The sequence below is a fragment of the Lysobacter arseniciresistens ZS79 genome (assembly GCF_000768335.1).
Taxonomy (GTDB): Bacteria; Pseudomonadota; Gammaproteobacteria; order Xanthomonadales; family Xanthomonadaceae; genus Novilysobacter; species Novilysobacter arseniciresistens.
In genome coordinates this window covers 95,911-113,031 of record NZ_AVPT01000003.1, presented here as the reverse complement: position 1 = coordinate 113,031, position 17,121 = coordinate 95,911, and the positions used below count along the sequence as shown (strand labels likewise).

Genomic DNA, 17,121 nt, shown 5'->3' with positions numbered 1-17,121 from the left:
CAGCCGGCGCGACTCCGCGGCAACGCCCGGTGCGGCGTTCATGCGGCGCGCGTGGTCGCCTCGCGTGGTGGCGGTGCCGCTGCCGGCAGCGACGCCAGCACCTCGCCGCAGTGCGACAGCAGCCGCAGGCCGCCGGTGTCGTCCTCGGCCAGCGCGGTCAGGCTTTCGACCCAGTCGCCGTCGTTGGCGTAGACCCGGCCGTCGCGCACCAGCAGCGCGGCCTGGTGGATATGGCCGCAGACGAGTCCGTCCAGTCCGCGCCGCGCGGCGTCGTCAAACCCCGCTTGGACAAACCGTTCGACGTACCGCCCGGCGGCCCCGCTGCGCGCCTTGAGGAACTCCGCGAGCGACCAGTAGCGCAGTCCGAGCCGGCGCCGGGCATGGTTGAGCAGGCGGTTGCCGGCGAGGATGCGGTAGTACAACCAGTCGCCGAAGCGCTCCTGCAGGCCGCCGAACTGGGTGGCGGCGTCGTAGTCGTCGCCGTGGGTCACCAGCAGCCGCCGACCGTCGGCGGTGACGTGGATCGTGCGCCGGCGCACCTGCATGCGCGGCAGCACGAGGCCGCAATAGCGGCGCACCGGACGGTCGTGGTTGCCCGGCACGTAGATGATCCGGGTCCCGGCGCGGGCCAGTGCATGCAGGCGGTCGACCACCCGCTGGTGGGCGGCGCCCCAGGTCGCGCGCCGCTGCGCGAGCCACCACAGGTCGATGATGTCGCCGACCAGGTAGAGGCGGTCGCAGCGCAGCCCGGCGAGGAACTCGGCCAGTTCAGCCGCGTGGCAGTACGGCGAACCCAGGTGCACATCGGAGATGAAGACGCTGCGGTGGCGGACCGGCAGCGTGGCCACCGGCGCGGTCATCGCGCGTCCCCGCCGGCGGCCGCGACGGACTCCGCGGCCCGGCCCAGGTAGCGGGCACGCTTGCGCGGCCGCATGCGTTCGATATCCACCTCGATCAGGCCGTCGACGGCATCGCCGAAGCCGGGGTCGACGCCGAACGCGAGGAACCGGGCGCCACCGGGTTCGCACAGCTCGGTGTACTGCTTGTAGAGCATCGGCAGGGTCGCGCCGAGTGCATCGAGGTTGGCCCGCAGCACCTGGAAGCCGGTCGCCACGTCGAGGTGGTCGAATCGCGGCGGTGCCGCGCGGTACCGGAAGGGCCGCATCGATTCGACGTCACGCCGCTCGCTGCCGTGGTGCTGGGCGTAGTAGGCGACGATCTGCTCGCGCGCGGCGACCGGCAGCGCGTTGCTGATCGACACCGCGCCGAACAGGTAGCGGACGTTGCGATGGCGCGCGAGGTAGGCACCGATGCCCTGCCACAGGTAGTCGATGCTGCGCCCGCCCCAGTATTCGGGCGCGACGAAGCTGCGGCCCAGCTCCATGCCGGCGGCAAGGCGCGGGATGGCATCGTCGGCGTAACGGAACAGCGAGGCGGTGTACAGGCCGTCCAGGCCGCGGCTGGCCAGCACCGGTGCGCCCCGGGCAACCCGGTAGGCGCCGGCGACGCGCGCGGCCTGCTCGTCCCACAGCACGATGTGCTCGTACCAGCCGTCGAAGGCGTCCACGTCACGCGCGCGGCCGGTGCCCTCGCCCACCGCGCGGAAGGTGGACTCGCGCAGGCGGCCGATCTCGCGCATCAGCGGGTTGCCGGCATCGAGCCGGCCGGCGCGGATCTGCATGCCGTCGGCGGTGCGCCCGAGCAGCTCCAGCCCGAGGATCGCGATGCCGAGGGCCGCGGGATCCTCCGCCGCCGCCACCGGCCGGGGACGGGTTGCCACGGCCGGCGTCCGCGCCTGCGGGCCACGCCCGAGCGCCTGCAGCGCGGCACGGACCTCGCGCAACTGCCGTCGCGGGTCGCCGGTGGGCGGCAGTTGCATCGGCCATCCGATCCGCAGCGCCAGCGGCCGCGAGCGGCGTTCGAACATCTCGCGCGCCAGCAACGCGGTCCCGGCCGGCCGGAACACCGCCGACGCGCCATAGAACAGGGCCGAGTTGCGCGCGCGGATGTGCACCGGCACCACCGGCGCACCGCAGCCGCACGCGAACCGCAGGAACCCGCGCTGCCAGCGTCCATCGGTGACCCCGCGCCAGCCCATCCGCGCCACCTCGCCGGCCGGGAATACCACCACGCACTGCCCCGCCCCCAGCGCCGCGTCGATCGCACGCAGGCTCTCCACGCCGGGCCGGCCACCGAGTATCCGCACCGGCAGCAGCAGCGGCCGCAAGCCTTCCAGGCACCACAGCAGATCGTTGGCGACCACCCGTACGTCGCTGCGCACCCGCCCCAGCGCGTCCAGCAGCGCCAACGCGTCCAGCGCCCCGGAGGGGTGGTTGGCGACGACCACCAGCGGACCGTGGGCCGGAATCCGCCCCAGTTCGCTGTCGTCCAGCCGGTAGTGGACCTGCAGGTACTCCAGCGCGGCGCGGACGAAGTCCTGCCCTTGCAGGTGGGCGTTGCCGGCGATGAAACGCTCCAGCGCGTCGAACCGGGACCACCGCCCCAGGGTCCGCAGCAATGGCCGCGCCAGATGCGCACGGCGACCTTCGAACCAGCGTGGGAAACGGGCTTGGACCCTAGCCTGCAGTTGCAGCATGCGCGTATGGGGCTGGCGGCGTCGGGCGCAGGGTGCGCCGCGGATGCGACAGTCCGATGGCGCCACCACGACCGTCAGGTGACAGCGCCCGCCGCCTTAACCGCAGGCATACCCCGATGCGGGCACAATGCGACGGGCGCGCCGACTCTGTATGATTCGCGCCCATCCTTTTATCCGAATGCAAGGATATAGACCCGATGTCCAGCACCCTGTTCACCTCCGAATCGGTGTCCGAAGGCCACCCGGACAAGATCGCCGACCAGATCTCCGACGCCGTCCTCGACGCCATCCTGGCCCAGGACAAGCGCGCCCGCGTGGCGTGCGAGACGATGGTCAAGACCGGCGTGGCGATCGTCGCCGGCGAGATCACCACCTCCGCGTGGATCGACCTGGAAGCGCTGACCCGCAAGGTGATCCTCGACATCGGGTATGACTCCTCCGACGTCGGCTTCGACGGCGCCACCTGCGGCGTGCTGAACCTGATCGGCAAGCAGAGCCCGCACATCGCCCAGGGCGTGGACCGCAAGAAGCCCGAGGAGATGGGTGCCGGCGACCAGGGCCTGATGTTCGGCTACGCCACCAACGAGACCGACAGCTACATGCCGGCGGCGATCCACCTGTCGCACCGCCTGGTCGAGCAGCAGGCAAAGGTCCGCAAGAAGCGCAACTCGCCGCTGCCGTGGCTGCGCCCGGACGCCAAGAGCCAGGTCACCCTCCGCTACGAGGACGGCAAGGCGACCGCGATCGACGCGGTGGTGCTGTCGACCCAGCACGCGCCGGGCGTCAAGCACAAGGACCTGATCGAAGCCGTGCGCGAGGAGATCCTCAAGCCGGTGCTGCCGGCCAAGTGGCTGCACAAGGGCACCAAGTTCCACATCAACCCAACCGGCAAGTTCGAGATCGGCGGCCCGGTCGGCGACTGCGGCCTGACCGGCCGCAAGATCATCGTCGACACCTACGGCGGCTGGGCGCGCCACGGTGGCGGCGCCTTCTCCGGCAAGGACCCGTCCAAGGTCGACCGCTCGGCCGCCTACGCCGCGCGCTACGTCGCCAAGAACGTCGTCGCCGCCGGCCTGGCCGACCGCTGCGAGGTGCAGGTCAGCTACGCGATCGGCGTGGCCGAGCCGACCTCGATCTCGGTCACCACCTTCGGCACCGGCCGGATCCCCGACGAGCAGATCGAGAAGCTGATTCGCCGCCACTTCGACCTGCGCCCGTACGGCATCATCAAGATGCTCGACCTGGTGCACCCGATCTACCAGTCGACCGCCGCCTACGGCCACTTCGGCCGCAAGCCGAAGGAGCTGGGCTACACCGACTCGGCCGGCGTCACCCACACCGCGACCGCGTTCTCGTGGGAGAAGACCGACCGCGCCGACGAGCTGCGCAAGGCCGCGAAGCTGAAGTAAGCCGCACTTTGTGCCCTCTCCCGCCTGCGGGAGAGGGCCGGGGTGAGGGCGCTTTTGACTCATCGGAAACGGACCGCATCGCGGTCCGTTTCCTTTTGGCGGAGGCCTACCCGATAGCCGCCTGCATCTGCGCCTTCACTGACCGGCCGGCCGTCGCCACATCCGTAACCATCGCGAACACGCAGCGCCCGCCGCTCGCCGAAGCCCACACCTGACCTATGTCGCGCTTCTCGCGCGAATCGTCGTTGCTGTAGCGGTCGCCACCCTTGTACTCGACAACGAAAAGGCGACCGTCGCGTAGTTGAGCCACGAAATCCGGATAGAAACGGTCGGTCGAGGTCGGCAGCCAGAACGCCGCTGTCGGCTGTCGCTCCAGATTACGCACCCACCACTTCACCTCTGCCATGGCGTCAAACTCGATCGCACAGGCGGTTTCCTCGGCATCGTGTTCGGGTTTCAGCTCGCCGGGCAGCGGATAGTAGTGGCGACTGAAACGGTGCCGGCCGGCGTACAACCAGCGTGCCGGATAGCTGCGCGGGTCATAGCGGAAGCGAAAGGCATCGGCCAGCGTCGGCGGCTGGTCGCCCAGCAAGGCCTGCTGGAATACCTGCTTCTGCGCGCCCTGCAACAGCTGGGTCAGTCGCTGCGCGCAGGCATCGGCCAGCCGGTTGATATGGCGCGCCAGGTAGGTCAACTCGAAGCCACGCGCCAGCAGCCCGTCCAGCACCCGGCCCAGCCAATTGATCATGTCCGGTTGCAGGATCGGGTTGCGGCGCAGGCGCCGCTCCAGCTCGCGGATCACGTCCTCGCGACGGATGCCCTCGCTGGCCGCGTCGATGTTCAACTCGTACTGCGGCTCGTCCTCGCGCACGCGCAGGCGTCCGCGCTCGACATCGATCAGGTACGAGGTGGCCGTGTCCTCGCGCTGGAAACCCGACAGGTCGGTGGCGAGTCCGGCCAGCGAATAATCCATCAGTTCCGCCAGCAACCCCGATTCGAACAACAGCAACTCGTCCTGTACCGGCAGCACCAGTTGCGGCACCTCGGCGAAGGATTCCCCGCGCTCGCTGGGCGCGGCCGCGGTCAGCGCGCGGGCCTGGTGGCGCTCCAGCACGGCGCCAAGGGCGGCACGTTCCCGCTTCGGCACGGCATCGATCGCCCGCTCGATTGCCTCCGCCGGCAGCACGCCACGCAAGGTCAGGAGGGTCGCGCCGGCATCCGCGGGGTCGGGCAACGCCTGCGCCGCCCCGGGCAATGCCGCTGCCACGGCGCTCGCGACTGCGGCGGGCACATCGGCCACCGACTCCACCGCCTCCGGCCGTGGCGTGGGTTCGGCGAACAGATCACGGTCCAGATCCGGCTGCAGGAACTGTGCGACCTCCATCTGCTCGAAACCCATCTGCACCAGTCGGTCGCCAAGCTGATTGGCGACCCGCGCAGTGCTCGGCGCGCAGACGTGGGCGTAGGCGCGGCTGAGGTGTTCCGAGTGCCGCGGTCGCGCATACGGCAGCCGCAGCACCCGCCCGAGCAGCTGCTCCATGTCCTTGGCCGAGCGCACGTTCTGCACCGTGCAGAACACGTAGGCGAACGAGCAGTCCCAGCCTTCCTTCAAGGCCTCGACCGTGATCACGAAGTCGATCGGGCAACCGCGCTCGAACAGATTGATGTCTTCCAGCTCGCGCTGCTTGCCGGTCGCCACCGCGATGCGCGTGCGCGCAATCTGCAGGGTGTCGGTCAGGTGTGCCAGCAACACCTCCACCGGCGCCTCTCCGTCCTTCGCGTCGGCCTGGAACAGCACGATCGGCCGCACGTAATCGGTCTCGCCCTGCGCCTCGGTCGCCAGCGTCTCGCGGGTCAGCACCGCGTCGCGCACTGCCTCGTGCCAGTTGGGGTGCGAGGCCAGCACGATCGGCAGCTTGATCATGTGCTCGGCCTTCAACTCCTGCGCCGAGACGTGGTACAGCACGTTCTGCTCGCGCGCCGGAGTCGCGGTCCACTCGATCACGCAGGCCGGGCGGATACGGCGCAGCACCTCGAACGACAGATCCGAACGTGCGTTATGGGCCTCGTCGACGATCACGATCGGCCGATGCCATGACAACAGGTTGGCGAAGCTGCGCTTGACCTTGCCCAGGTCGGCGCGGGTCAGGTACGGCTGCGCGGCCAGGTCGCGCTCGCTCACGCGCTCGAAGAAGTCGGCCTCCGGCAGAGCGGCGAAGTGCGGCTCGAATGCCTCCTTGTAGGCGTAGACCTCGCGGCCCACGGTGTTCTCCACCCGCAGCGTCTGCAAGGTGCCGACCACCACCACCGCCGCGCCCTCCAGGTCCTGCGGGCGCAATTGCGCGCAATCGGCGATGTCGAGCACGCGCAATCGGTCGGCCGGGTAATAGCGCAACAGCGCCTCGCGGTAGGGGTGGCCGGGGGTCTTCAGCGCATCCAGCGTCTGCGTTCGGATCGCGTTGCTGGGCACCAGCCACAGCGCCAGCGGGGCGTGCGGGCGGCCAACGTACAGCCGCGCGGCGCGCTCCACCGCATGCGCGGCCAGCAGGGTCTTGCCGCCACCAGTGGGGATGCGGATGCAACATTGCGGCACCGACGGCAGGTCGGCCGGCGAGTGGTACGACACCCGCGGCGCGCTCTCGCCCAGTACCTCGGTGCGGGCGGCGTGGAAGGCGGCAGCCAGCGCGGCTTCGTCCTGCGCGCCGCGGGCACCAGTCAGGAACGACTCCAGCGCTGCCAGCGCGTTGTTCTGATAGGTCTTGAGGGTCAGCGCCATCAGCGGATGCCCAGCTCGTGCGGGATATAGCGGAAGTCGATGCCGGCGCGTTTGCAGGTGTCGGCCGCCAGCCGGCAGGCCTCGCCGAAGATGACCCAGGGGCCATCATGCCCCGGCAGCAGTTGCGCCACGTCCTGCCAGACGGCGCGGGTCAGCACGTTGCCACCTTGCGGGCGCTTGTCGCCTAGGATGCCGTTGTAGAGCAGCACGAACGCGGTGCCGTCGTGCACGCCGAGCAGCGGCGAGTCGAACCGGCCGTCCGGGTGCGGCGCGCGGGTGTGAGCGAACCACAGCCACGATGCCAGCGGCGCGAACCGCACGGTTTCGGCGATGCGGCCGTACTCGTCGAACACCTCCTCGCCGAGCTGCACGAACGAGAAGCCGCCGCCGCCCTGCCAGCCGACCGCCTGTGAAATGCCGCCCTGCTCGCCGGTGACTACCTTCTTCAGGCGCGGCAGGCAGTGGGTGCGGGCGTGCTCGCCCATCTCGATGCCGATCCAGCGCCGGCCCATCTTGTGCGCGACCGCGGCGGTGGTGCCGGAGCCGAGGAAGGAGTCGAGGACGATGTCGTTGGGCGTCGTCGCGATCTCAAGAACCATCTTCAACAATTTTTCTGGCTTTGGCGTATCAAACTTCAGGTCGATGCCCGCCGCCTCGGCAATTTCCTTGGCTTCCCGATTCGCCTCACGATTATCTCCGGCCTCTTGGTAGCCCCACCAAGTCCAAGGGACCATCTTGTTCTCCGACTCGTTCCAGAACTTCTTCCTTTGAGCCATGCCGTTGCCATCCAGCCCGAAATAGACCCTATTGTCTGCAACTAGTTCGTCGAACTTCTCCTTTGTCGTACTCCAACACCGTCCCTTAGGCGGCCATAGCGACCTGCCACCTGGCGTAAGGATCTCGTACGTCAGGTTCGGTCGAATGTTGGGCGCGTGGAATGGCACTGCCAACCAATCCCCTCTCGGGTCGTTGTCCCGATTTGTATAAGTGGCCCTTTGCTTTTCGCCCGCTTCCAGCTTATTGACCGCAAATTGATCGAACGACTTGGCGTATGCCAGCACATGATCGTGTGCATTCGATAAGGCGCGAGCGTCGTTCCGGCGAGTAAGCGTCTTCTGCCAGACAACGTTCGCGACAAAATTCCGCCGCCCAAACACCTCATCCATCAACACCTTGAGGTAGTGCGCCTCGTTGTCGTCGATCGTCACCCAGATGCTGCCGTCCTCGCTCAGCAAATCGCGCAGCAGCGCCAGTCGCGGAACCATCATCGACAGCCACTGGCTGTGTTCGAGGTTGTCGTCGTAGTGCTCGAACGCGCTGCGGGTGTTGTATGGCGGGTCGATGAAGATGCACTTGACCCGGCCGGCGTACAGCGGCAGCAGCGCCTTCAGCGCTTCGAGGTTGTCGCCCTGGATCAGGAGATTGCCGTTGGCGTCGTCGCCGACCTGCTCGACCGGCTGCAGCAGGCGGTGGGCGACGTGGCGGGCGGCACGGCGGGCCTTGCGGTCGCCCAGCCAGTTCAGTTCAGGCATCGCGGTTATCCAATGATCGGAGGGCGTTCAAGCGGCGCGGGTTTCATGCTGCCAGCGGAAGCTGGTTTTGAGCTTGCTCAACGGGCTGGCAAACGGCACCAAGCGCCGGTGTTGCAGCTGGCCGACGACGATGCCATCGGCCACACCCTGCGCCGCCGCGAACGCCTGCACTGCCGCACGCGAGAAGTCGCCGGAGGCGACGAAGCGGGTCATTTCCGCTGGAGCGATCAGCTGGCGCGCGGCGAAGTCGTTGGCTTCGCGCTCCTGTTCGCTGGGGTCGCGCGTGCGCTCGAAGTCGATGAACTGCTCGCGCTTGCCATGCAGAAGCACGTGCCCGAACTCGTGGAACAGGGTGAACCACAGCTGGTCGTCGGTCTTGTAGCGCAGGCTCAGCTGCACCAGCACCTTGTCCTTGGTCAGCCAGCGGGTAGCCCCGCAGACGCGGGCGCCATCCGGTGCCGGCAGCAACACGAGGACGACGCCAAGGGTGGCGCAACGGTCGACCAGCGGCGCGACGAATTCGATGCCGGGCAGGCGCGACATCGCCCGGATCTCCGGCAGCGCCGCGCGCAGGGCCGCGCCGTCGAAGGGTCGACAGGCGATGGCTTCGGCTTCGCGTTCGCCCTGTGCCAGCCAAGCCAGCATCGCCCACTCGTGGGAGGCGAACGCATCGGTCTTGCGGTACGCAGCCTGCACATCACCCCAGACCCCGGGCAGGAAGGCCAGCGAGCCGACACCGAAGAAGGTTCGCAGGGCGCGTACCAGTTCGGTCCCCCGCAAGCCCTTCGGCAGCCAGCCGAGCTTTGCCAGCGAACGATGCGGCAGCTGCTCCAGCCAGGGCAACTCGGCGGCCAGGCTCTGCTCCTCCATCGCGCGTGCCAGATGCTCGCGGTAGCGTGCTTCCATGCCGAGCCAGACGTGTGCCGGCAGGCCGAACACGGTTTCCAGCTTCAGCGCGGTTTCCGGGGTGACCGGCTCCTGTCCGCCCAGCAGGCGGTTCACGTGTTTGGTGGAAAACCCCATGCGTTGGGCCAGTTCGGCCTGGGTCATGCCGGCCGCGTCGCGGTGCTCGTCGAGCACCGCACCGGGCGCGACGGCATAGTTGGGCTGGAATCGGGTCTGGCTGTTCATGCACATGCCTGGTCAATGGGTGTCGGCGATCGCGACGATGAGGATGCGGGTGACCTGTCGCCAGTCGAGTCCGCCTTCATCCCGGGTGGGTGGCGGGTCGTGGTCGGGCCGCAGGATCAGGCGGTACGGCTGGTCGAGATCAATGGATAGCTGTCCTGCGCGGTCGCCGGTCAGTTCGTGACAACGCATCGGACCCCGGTAGGGCGGGCCGATGTCGGCCAAGGTGGCAGCGCTGGCAAGCACCGTTAGACGGGTCATCAGAAGCTTGGCCCGGCGCTCGCCGTGGCGTCTCTGCAGGAGGCGCGCATCGTTGCATTCCTTCTCCAGCCTGCGGTCGGCGAAACGGATATCCATCCATGGCCTCTGGTTTATAACCAATGAGGTTACACGAAATATGGCACTGGCGCAGGCCTCGGTCGCTCGCGGTCTTCGATGTAGCGGCGCCGCTGGGCCGCCCGGGCCTTTGAAGCCAGCCCCCATTCACTTTCAAAACTCGGCCCACTCGGGTGGCGGACTTTGAATCCAACCATTTCAATCCAGTCATGGGACACCGTTGTTCATCCCGGTACAATGTCGAGTCCACCGAGGGGCGCTGCGACCGCGACATAGAACGCGGCCAGGCTCGGTGGAATCCACGCATCAACGGCGCCCGGTTGCTTACACCAGCCCTCCCGCAAGTGGATCGGCGCATAACCGGAGCTTCACCCATGAACGCTGTAGCCAAGCCTGCTTCTACCAGGCAATTCTCGATGGATGGCGACTACAAGATCGCCGACATCTCGCTGGCCGACTTCGGCCGCAAGGAAATCGACATCGCCGAGCACGAGATGCCCGGCCTGATGTCGATCCGCCGCAAGTACGCCGCGCAGGCGCCGCTCAAGGGCGTGCGCGTCACCGGCTCGCTGCACATGACGATCCAGACCGCGGTGCTGATCGAGACCCTGAAGGACATCGGCGCCGACGTGCGCTGGGCCTCGTGCAACATCTTCAGCACCCAGGACCACGCCGCCGCCGCGATCGCCGCGACCGGCACCCCGGTGTTCGCCTGGAAGGGCGAGACGCTGGAGGAGTACTGGGACTGCACGCTGGAGGCGCTGAGCTTCCCCGACGGCAACGGCGGTTACCTCGGCCCGCAGTTGGTGGTCGATGACGGCGGCGACGTGACCCTGCTGATCCACAAGGGCTACGAGCTGGAACAGGGTGACGAGAGCTGGGTCAACAGCGCCTCGGGCAGCCACGAGGAGCAGGTCATCAAGAACCTGCTCAAGCGCGTGCACGCCGAGCGCCGCGGCTTCTGGACCACCGTCGTGCGCGACTGGAAGGGTGTCTCGGAAGAGACCACCACCGGCGTCCACCGCCTGTACCAGCTGGCCGACGCGGGCAAGCTGCTGATCCCGGCGATCAACGTCAACGACTCGGTCACCAAGTCCAAGTTCGACAACCTGTACGGCTGCCGCGAGTCGCTGGCCGACGGTCTCAAGCGTGCGATGGACGTGATGCTGGCCGGCAAGGTCGCGGTGGTCTGCGGCTACGGCGACGTCGGCAAGGGCTGCGCGCACTCGCTGCGGGCCTACGGCGCGCGCGTGGTGGTCACCGAGATCGACCCGATCTGCGCGCTGCAGGCGGCGATGGAAGGCTTCGAGGTCAACACCGTCGAAAGCACCCTGGGCCGCGGCGACATCTACGTCACCACCACCGGCAACAAGGACATCATCACCGTCGAGCACATGCAGGCGATGAAGGACCAGGCGATCGTCTGCAACATCGGCCACTTCGACAACGAGATCCAGGTCGACGCGCTGTACGCGCTGGACGGCGTGCAGAAGACCAACATCAAGCCGCAGGTCGACAAGTTCACGTTCAAGAACGGGAACAGCATCTTCCTGCTCGCCGAGGGCCGGCTGGTGAACCTGGGTTGCGCGACCGGCCACCCGAGCTTCGTGATGTCCAACTCCTTCGCCAACCAGACGCTGGCGCAGATCGACCTGTGGGCCAACAAGGACAGCTACGGCAACCAGGTCTACCTGCTGCCGAAGAAGCTCGACGAGGAAGTCGCGCGGCTGCACCTGGAAAAGATCGGCGTGAAGCTGACCCGCCTGAGCCAGCAGCAGGCCGACTACATCGGCGTGTCGGTGGACGGGCCGTTCAAGCCGGACCACTACCGCTACTGAGCGGCGGCTGCACGCACCACACGGAAACGGGCGCTTCGGCGCCCGTTTCTGTTTCCGGGCGTTGCGACGGGCGAAAGGCCCGGAAACTATTTTCATTCATCCCGATGAAGCGATATATTGCACCCACCTTTGCCGCCAGCGCACCCGAATGACTCCGATCAGCTTCGAGTTCTACCCGCCCAAGACCGACGAGCAGCGCGCGCAGCTGGACCGGACCGCGACGCGGCTGAAGGAGCTGGCGCCCGACTACGTCAGCGTGACCTTCGGTGCCGGCGGCTCCACCCTCAGCCACACGCCCGAGGCCATCCAGCGGCTGCGCGGCCAGCACGCCTACGACGCCGCGCCGCACATCACCTGCATGGGCGGTTCGCGCGAGGAGATCCGCGGGCTGCTCAAGCTGTACCGCGCCCTCGGCGCACGTCGCCTGGTGACCCTGCGCGGCGACCTGCCGTCGGGCATGGTCAGCCCCGGCGACCTGCGCTACGCCAGCGAGCTGGTGGAGTTCATCCGCACCGAGACCGGCGACCATTTCCACATCGAGGTCGCCGCCTACCCCGAGATGCACCCGCAGGCGCGCGACTCGCGGGTCGACATCGAGAACTTCGTACGCAAGGTCCGCGCCGGCGCCGACGGCGCGATCACCCAGTACTTCTACAACGCCGACGCCTACTTCCGCTTCGTCGACGACGTCCGCGCGGCCGGCGTCGACGTCCCGGTGGTGCCGGGGATCATGCCGATCTCCAACTTCAGCCAGATCCGCCGGTTCTCGGAGATGTGCGGCGCCGAGATCCCGCGCTGGATCGCGCAGCGGATGCAGTCCTACGGTGACGACGCCGCCAGCGTGCGCGAGTTCGGTGCCGAAGTGGTCGCGCAGCTGTGCCGGCGCCTGATCGACGGCGGTGCACCGGCGCTGCACTTCTACACCTTGAACCTGGCGAAACCGACGCTGAACGTGCTCGCGCGTTTGGGCTGAATTAAGCCGCGGTTGCCACGCGGTTCAGTCCCGCGGGCCTGCTGCCACAAGGCTTTGACGGTGCCGGGCGGAGCATTGCGGACACCCCCCGCAGCGCCCCCGCCGCCATGAACCGACTTCCCTTCAGTATCGCCGCCGCCACGGTGCTGGCCGCCTCGGCGATGCCCTGCAACGCACCCGCGCAGAGCGCCGGGATCCAACGCTGCATCGCCCCCGACGGCACCGCGATCTATACCGACAAGGCCTGCGCCGCGTTCGGTGCCGAGGCGGCGCCGATGTCCGGCGCACTGGTCAGCCGGCTGGTCCACGACGGCGCGGACACCGGTGCGATCAACTTCACCGGCCAGGACGGTCCGCGTCCTGTTGCCGTCGCGCGCCGCTCGGCAGCCAGCGGCTGCGCGCGCAGCACCACGCAGCTGGCGATGGACCTGCACGGCGCGTGGGGCCTGGGCGACGTCAACCGTATCGCCGAGAGTTACCACTGGGTCGGGATGGACAGCACGCAGGCGCGCTCGGTGATGGAACGCCTCGACCGGCTGTCCGCCGCCACCCTGTGGGACACGCAGTTCTTCGACGCACGCATCGGCAGCGGCGCGATGCAGTTCGCCGACGCCTCGGTCACGCCGGCCGCCCGTGACGGCAACGTCGGGATCATGCAGCTGGTGTTCGCCGAGGGCAGCGGCCAGCGCGTGCAGGACCTCGAGGTGCGCCGCTACCGCGGCTGCTACTTCGTGCGGTTCTGACCGCCCGAAAACCGGGACGCCTGCCGCAGTTCCGGCGCCCGCTCTTCACCCCTTCTTCACATCGGGGTAGGCTCGGCCGATGGTCCGTCTTTCCGCCATCCCGGTTTTGTTGCTGCTGGTGCTGTCCGCGCCCGCGGCGCTGCCCGCCTCCGCCCAGGTCAACACCTGCCAGCAGGCCGACGGCACCGCCGTCTACACCGACCGCGGCTGCGCCAGCATCGGCGCGATGGCCGCGGCCGCGCGCGTGCCCAGCCTCACCGGCAACCGCCGCGCCTACCGCGGCGGCTGCGCGCGCAACCTGCAGGACCTGATGTTCGAGATGTCCACCGCGATCGACGCGCGCGACGCCAACCGGCTCGCCAACGTCTACCACTGGGCCGGCATGTCCGGCCGCAGCGGCTACTCGGTGATGGACCGGCTCGACACCGTGGTGCGGCGGCCGCTGGTCGACATCGTCCCGGTGATGCCGGCGCGGCCCGACCCGTGGGCCACCGCGCAGCTGGCCTCTGCGGTGCTGCCGGCCGCAGCTGCGGTCGCCACCCGCGCCACCGCGACGCCGACGCCCGCCGGACCGGCCGCGGAAGCCGCCGCGGTGCTGGTGGAAACCCTCGGCGACGTCGCACCGGTCCCCATGCCGGCCAGCCTCCCGGCTCCCGCGTCGGAGCCGGTCGCGCTGCGGGTGGTGCAGACCCTCGAGGACGGGGTGACGCCCTCGGAAACCGTGTTCGACCTGCACCAGCACTTCGGCTGCGTCTGGATCAAGGGCTGACCACCCCTGCCCGCGCGCGCGGCCGCCGGGCACAATGGCGGTTTCCCGAGCGGATGACCGGCATGCAGTACCCCGAGTGGATCTGGCACAACGGCGCGATCAAGCGCTGGCAGGACGCGACCACCCACGTGATGGCGCACGCGCTGCACTACGGCTCGTCGGTGTTTGAGGGCATCCGTTGCTACGAGACGCCGTCCGGCCCGGCGATCTTCCGCCTGACCGACCACAACACCCGGCTGTACGCGTCGGCGCGCATCTATGACATGCCGATGCCGTACGGCCTCGACGAGATCAACGCCGCCTGCCGCGAGGTGGTCCGCCGCAACGGCCTGACCCGCGCCTACCTGCGGCCGTTCGCGTTCCGCGGGCTGGGCGGCTTCGGGCTGTCGGCCGAGACGCCGGTGGAGATGTCGGTGGCCGCGTGGTTCATGGGCCCGTACCTCGGCCCGGGCGCGCTGGAGGCGGGCATCGACGCCTGCGTGTCGAGCTGGCAGCGCTTCGCCCCCAACACCATCCCGGCCGGCGCCAAGGCCGGCGGCAACTACCTGTCGGGCCAGCTGGTCGCTCGCGAGGCGCGGCGGCTCGGGTTCGGCGAGGGCATCGCGCTGGCCTCGACCGGGCTGCTGTCGGAAGGCGCCGGCGAGAACCTGTTCCTGGTCTTCAACGGTGCGCTGCACACCACTCCGGTCAGCGCCGCGCTGCTCAACGGCATCACCCGCGACTCGATCATCACCCTGGCCCGCGAGGCCGGCATCCCGGTGGTCGAGCGCGACCTGCCGCGCGAGTACCTGTACCTGTGCGACGAGCTGTTCATGTGCGGCACCGCGGCGGAGATCACCCCGATCCGTTCGGTCGACGGCCGCCAGATCGGTGCCGGCGAGGCCGGGCCGGTCACCCGGCGCCTGCAGGAGTTGTTCTTCGGGCTGTTCGACGGCAGCACGCCGGACCGCCATGGCTGGCTGGAGCCGCTGGACCCGTAACCGCCGCGGCTAGCGCGAGGTGGATTCGGGCGCGTCGAAGCTCAGCGTCGCGACCACCCCGCGCACCTTGCCGGGCGCGACGCTGACGTTCCAGCCGTAGAGCACGCACAGCCGGCGCACGATCGACAGGCCGATACCGCCACCCTGCGAATGACCTGCATGGGTGCCGCGGTAGCCGCGCTGGAACAGCTGCGCCGCGTCCTCGGCACTGAGGCCCGGGCCCGAGTCGACCACCTCCACCGCACGCGGCAACAGCCGCACCACCACTTCGCCCTGGGTGGTGTACTTGACCGCGTTGCCGACCAGGTTGCCCAGGGCGACCGCGACCGCCGCCTCCGGCGCATCGACCACCAGTCCGCGCTCGCCCTCCAGCCGCAGTTCCAGCGCCTTGCCGACCACCTGGGTGCGGTGCACCTCCAGCAACTGCTCGGCGATCTTCGCCACGTCGGTGGCGCCGTGCCCGCGCTCGTTGCGCGACAGCAGCAGCAGCGCGCTGATCAGGTCGGTGCACTGCTGCTCGGCGCGCTGGATCCGCTGCAGCCGGGCGCGGGTCTTGTCGTCGATGTCGGGCCGCGACAGCAGCAGCTCGGCGGCGCCGCGGATCACCGACAGCGGCGTGCGCAGCTCGTGGCTCACGTCGGCGTTGAACTCGCGGTCGCGCTGCACCACCTCGGTCAGCCGCGCGGCGTAGTCGTCCAGCGCCTCGGCCAGCTGGCCGACCTCGTCGTCCGGGAAGTGCGCGGCCAGCGACTCGGGGTCGGAACTGCGCCCGGACTGCTTGAGCCGCGCCGCCAGCTCCGACACCGGGCTCATCACGCGCGACGCGGCCCACCAGCCCACCAGCAGCGAAAGCAGGGTGAACAGGAACACCGAGCCGTAGATCGCGCGGTTGAACTGCTGCTCCGCGCGCACCGTCTGGGTCATGTCGTAGGCGAGGTAGAACCACGCGTCCGGGGTCTTGCGCACGGCCAGCTTGTAGGCGAACTGCTCGCCGTCCTCGTCCACTCCGGTCATGCCGACGATGCCGTCGGACAGCTCGTACCACTCGGGCCGGTTGATCCGCACCGATTCGAACTTGTCCGGGGTGTAGACGAATGCGCGGATCTGGTCGACCGGAAACTCGGGGTTGTCGGGGTCCAGCTCGAACTGCAGCGCGGCGTTGGAGATGTTGCGGTTCATCATCTCCTCGACCAGCTGGTTCTCCACCCGCGAGCGCACCTCGTTGGTGGCCCAGGCGAACAGCGTGGTCAGCCCGAAGCCGAGCAGGACGAACGCGAGGATGATGCGGCTGCGCAGCCGCCGCCGGTACCGCTTGGCCCGCCGCGATGGCACGGCGTGGCCGTCGGCCGCCTCAGTTTCCGCCATCGAGTTCGGCGATCCGGTAGCCGATGCCGTGGCGCGTCTGGATCAGGTTGGTGTCGAACGGCTTGTCGACCACCGCGCGCAGCCCGTGGATGTGCACGCGCAGCGAGTCGGAGTCCGGCAGCTCCTCGCCCCACACGCGGGTCTCCAGTTCCTGCCGGGTGACCACCGCCGGCGAGGCCTCCATCAGCGCCTGCAGGATCTTCAGCGCGGTCGGGTTGAGCTGCAGCAGTTTGCCCTGCCGGCGCACCTCGAGGGTATCGAGGTTGTATTCGAGGTCGGCCGCGTTGAGCACCCGCGTCTGCACCCCGCGACCACGGCGCGAGAGCGCGTTGAGCCGGACCTCGACCTCCTGCAGCGCGAACGGCTTGATCAGGTAGTCGTCGGCGCCGGACTCGAAGCCGGCCAGCTTGTTGTCGAGGCTGTCGCGCGCGGTCAGCATCAATACCGGGGTCTGCTTGCGCGCCTCGTTGCGCAGCTTGCGGCACACCTCCAGGCCGTCCAGGCCCGGCAGGTTGAGGTCGAGCACGATCGCATCGAAGTCATGGACCACTGCCAGGTGCAGGCCGGTGATGCCGTCGGCGGCGAAGTCGACGGTATGCCCGCGGTCCTCGAGGAAGTCGCCGAGGTTGGCGGCAATGTCCTGGTTGTCTTCAATGACGAGAATGCGCATCGGGCC

The 17,121-nt window shown here is 68.8% G+C and carries 14 protein-coding genes and 1 riboswitch; of the genes, 6 read left to right on the top strand and 8 right to left on the bottom strand.

Annotated features, from left to right (window positions below; translation table 11 throughout):
- Positions 1-38 precede the first annotated feature (38 nt).
- On the bottom strand, positions 39-860 hold the full coding sequence (locus N799_RS02880; RefSeq protein WP_036207565.1) for a UDP-2,3-diacylglucosamine diphosphatase: 822 nt from the start codon (positions 858-860) through the stop codon (positions 39-41).
- Positions 857-2,596 (bottom strand): bifunctional ornithine lipid synthase OlsF, encoded by a 1,740-nt coding sequence (gene olsF / locus N799_RS02875; protein ID WP_203225019.1) that lies wholly within the window; start codon positions 2,594-2,596, stop codon positions 857-859. Before olsF ends, N799_RS02880 begins: the two co-directional genes overlap by 4 nt.
- Positions 2,597-2,793: 197 nt before the next feature.
- On the opposite strand from olsF, the gene metK reads away from it, so the two are divergent.
- Positions 2,794-4,005, top strand: coding sequence for a methionine adenosyltransferase (gene metK, locus N799_RS02870; RefSeq protein ID WP_036207560.1), 1,212 nt, complete (start codon positions 2,794-2,796; stop codon positions 4,003-4,005).
- Between the two features lie 106 nt (positions 4,006-4,111).
- Here the strand turns inward: metK and N799_RS02865 are convergent, their stop codons facing one another.
- The 4 genes from N799_RS02865 to N799_RS02850 are packed head-to-tail and all read right to left on the bottom strand — an operon-like array spanning position 4,112 to position 9,798.
- Entirely contained in the window at positions 4,112-6,781 is a 2,670-nt protein-coding gene (locus N799_RS02865; protein WP_036207558.1) for a DEAD/DEAH box helicase, read from the bottom strand.
- On the bottom strand, positions 6,781-8,313 hold the full coding sequence (locus N799_RS02860; RefSeq protein ID WP_036207554.1) for a site-specific DNA-methyltransferase: 1,533 nt from the start codon (positions 8,311-8,313) through the stop codon (positions 6,781-6,783). The genes N799_RS02865 and N799_RS02860 overlap by 1 nt, the downstream gene beginning before the upstream one ends.
- A 27-nt stretch (positions 8,314-8,340) precedes the next feature.
- Entirely contained in the window at positions 8,341-9,444 is a 1,104-nt protein-coding gene (locus N799_RS02855; protein ID WP_160279949.1) for a HigA family addiction module antitoxin, read from the bottom strand.
- 12 nt (positions 9,445-9,456) lie between these two features.
- Complete coding sequence (locus N799_RS02850) at positions 9,457-9,798, bottom strand: type II toxin-antitoxin system RelE/ParE family toxin (protein WP_036207548.1); 342 nt, start codon at positions 9,796-9,798, stop codon at positions 9,457-9,459.
- A gap of 224 nt (positions 9,799-10,022) precedes the next feature.
- Positions 10,023-10,102, top strand: a riboswitch (S-adenosyl-L-homocysteine riboswitch).
- Between the two features lie 49 nt (positions 10,103-10,151).
- On the opposite strand from N799_RS02850, the gene ahcY reads away from it, so the two are divergent.
- The 5 genes from ahcY to N799_RS02825 all read left to right on the top strand — a co-directional run bounded on the left by ahcY (position 10,152) and on the right by N799_RS02825 (position 15,080).
- Positions 10,152-11,615 carry an adenosylhomocysteinase gene (gene ahcY, locus N799_RS02845; RefSeq protein ID WP_036207545.1) on the top strand — a complete coding sequence of 488 codons (1,464 nt, stop codon included), beginning with the start codon at positions 10,152-10,154 and terminating at the stop codon, positions 11,613-11,615.
- 148 nt (positions 11,616-11,763) lie between these two features.
- Entirely contained in the window at positions 11,764-12,588 is an 825-nt protein-coding gene (gene metF, locus N799_RS02840; RefSeq protein ID WP_036207542.1) for a methylenetetrahydrofolate reductase [NAD(P)H], read from the top strand.
- 107 nt (positions 12,589-12,695) lie between these two features.
- On the top strand, positions 12,696-13,331 hold the full coding sequence (locus N799_RS02835) for a hypothetical protein (RefSeq protein ID WP_036207539.1): 636 nt from the start codon (positions 12,696-12,698) through the stop codon (positions 13,329-13,331).
- 79 nt (positions 13,332-13,410) lie between these two features.
- On the top strand, positions 13,411-14,100 hold the full coding sequence (locus tag N799_RS15605; protein WP_160279948.1) for a hypothetical protein: 690 nt from the start codon (positions 13,411-13,413) through the stop codon (positions 14,098-14,100).
- A gap of 53 nt (positions 14,101-14,153) precedes the next feature.
- The gene (locus N799_RS02825) at positions 14,154-15,080 is read left to right on the top strand and encodes a branched-chain amino acid transaminase (protein WP_036207533.1); all 927 of its coding nucleotides are present in this window, start codon (positions 14,154-14,156) and stop codon (positions 15,078-15,080) included.
- Positions 15,081-15,089: 9 nt separating this feature from the next.
- On the opposite strand, the gene N799_RS02820 is transcribed toward N799_RS02825, so the two are convergent.
- Positions 15,090-16,445, bottom strand: a complete 1,356-nt coding sequence (locus tag N799_RS02820; protein WP_036207530.1) for a sensor histidine kinase — start codon at positions 16,443-16,445, stop codon at positions 15,090-15,092.
- Positions 16,432-17,115 (bottom strand): response regulator transcription factor, encoded by a 684-nt coding sequence (locus N799_RS02815; RefSeq protein ID WP_036207781.1) that lies wholly within the window; start codon positions 17,113-17,115, stop codon positions 16,432-16,434. The genes N799_RS02820 and N799_RS02815 overlap by 14 nt, the downstream gene beginning before the upstream one ends.
- Between the last annotated feature and the right edge of the window lie 6 nt (positions 17,116-17,121).

Bases quoted from the DNA above. Each gene is read 5' to 3' on its own strand.
- ahcY (WP_036207545.1), top strand. From the start codon at position 10,152: ATGAACGCTGTAGCCAAGCCTGCTTCTACCAGGCAATTCTCGATGGAT.
- N799_RS15605 (WP_160279948.1), top strand. From the start codon at position 13,411: ATGGTCCGTCTTTCCGCCATCCCGGTTTTGTTGCTGCTGGTGCTGTCC.
- N799_RS02815 (WP_036207781.1), bottom strand. From the start codon at position 17,115: ATGCGCATTCTCGTCATTGAAGACAACCAGGACATTGCCGCCAACCTC.
- N799_RS02860 (WP_036207554.1), bottom strand. From the start codon at position 8,313: ATGCCTGAACTGAACTGGCTGGGCGACCGCAAGGCCCGCCGTGCCGCC.
- N799_RS02855 (WP_160279949.1), bottom strand. From the start codon at position 9,444: ATGAACAGCCAGACCCGATTCCAGCCCAACTATGCCGTCGCGCCCGGT.
- N799_RS02825 (WP_036207533.1), top strand. From the start codon at position 14,154: ATGACCGGCATGCAGTACCCCGAGTGGATCTGGCACAACGGCGCGATC.
- N799_RS02865 (WP_036207558.1), bottom strand. From the start codon at position 6,781: ATGGCGCTGACCCTCAAGACCTATCAGAACAACGCGCTGGCAGCGCTG.
- olsF (WP_203225019.1), bottom strand. From the start codon at position 2,596: ATGCTGCAACTGCAGGCTAGGGTCCAAGCCCGTTTCCCACGCTGGTTC.
- metK (WP_036207560.1), top strand. From the start codon at position 2,794: ATGTCCAGCACCCTGTTCACCTCCGAATCGGTGTCCGAAGGCCACCCG.
- metF (WP_036207542.1), top strand. From the start codon at position 11,764: ATGACTCCGATCAGCTTCGAGTTCTACCCGCCCAAGACCGACGAGCAG.
- N799_RS02880 (WP_036207565.1), bottom strand. From the start codon at position 860: ATGACCGCGCCGGTGGCCACGCTGCCGGTCCGCCACCGCAGCGTCTTC.
- N799_RS02835 (WP_036207539.1), top strand. From the start codon at position 12,696: ATGAACCGACTTCCCTTCAGTATCGCCGCCGCCACGGTGCTGGCCGCC.
- N799_RS02820 (WP_036207530.1), bottom strand. From the start codon at position 16,445: ATGGCGGAAACTGAGGCGGCCGACGGCCACGCCGTGCCATCGCGGCGG.
- N799_RS02850 (WP_036207548.1), bottom strand. From the start codon at position 9,798: ATGGATATCCGTTTCGCCGACCGCAGGCTGGAGAAGGAATGCAACGAT.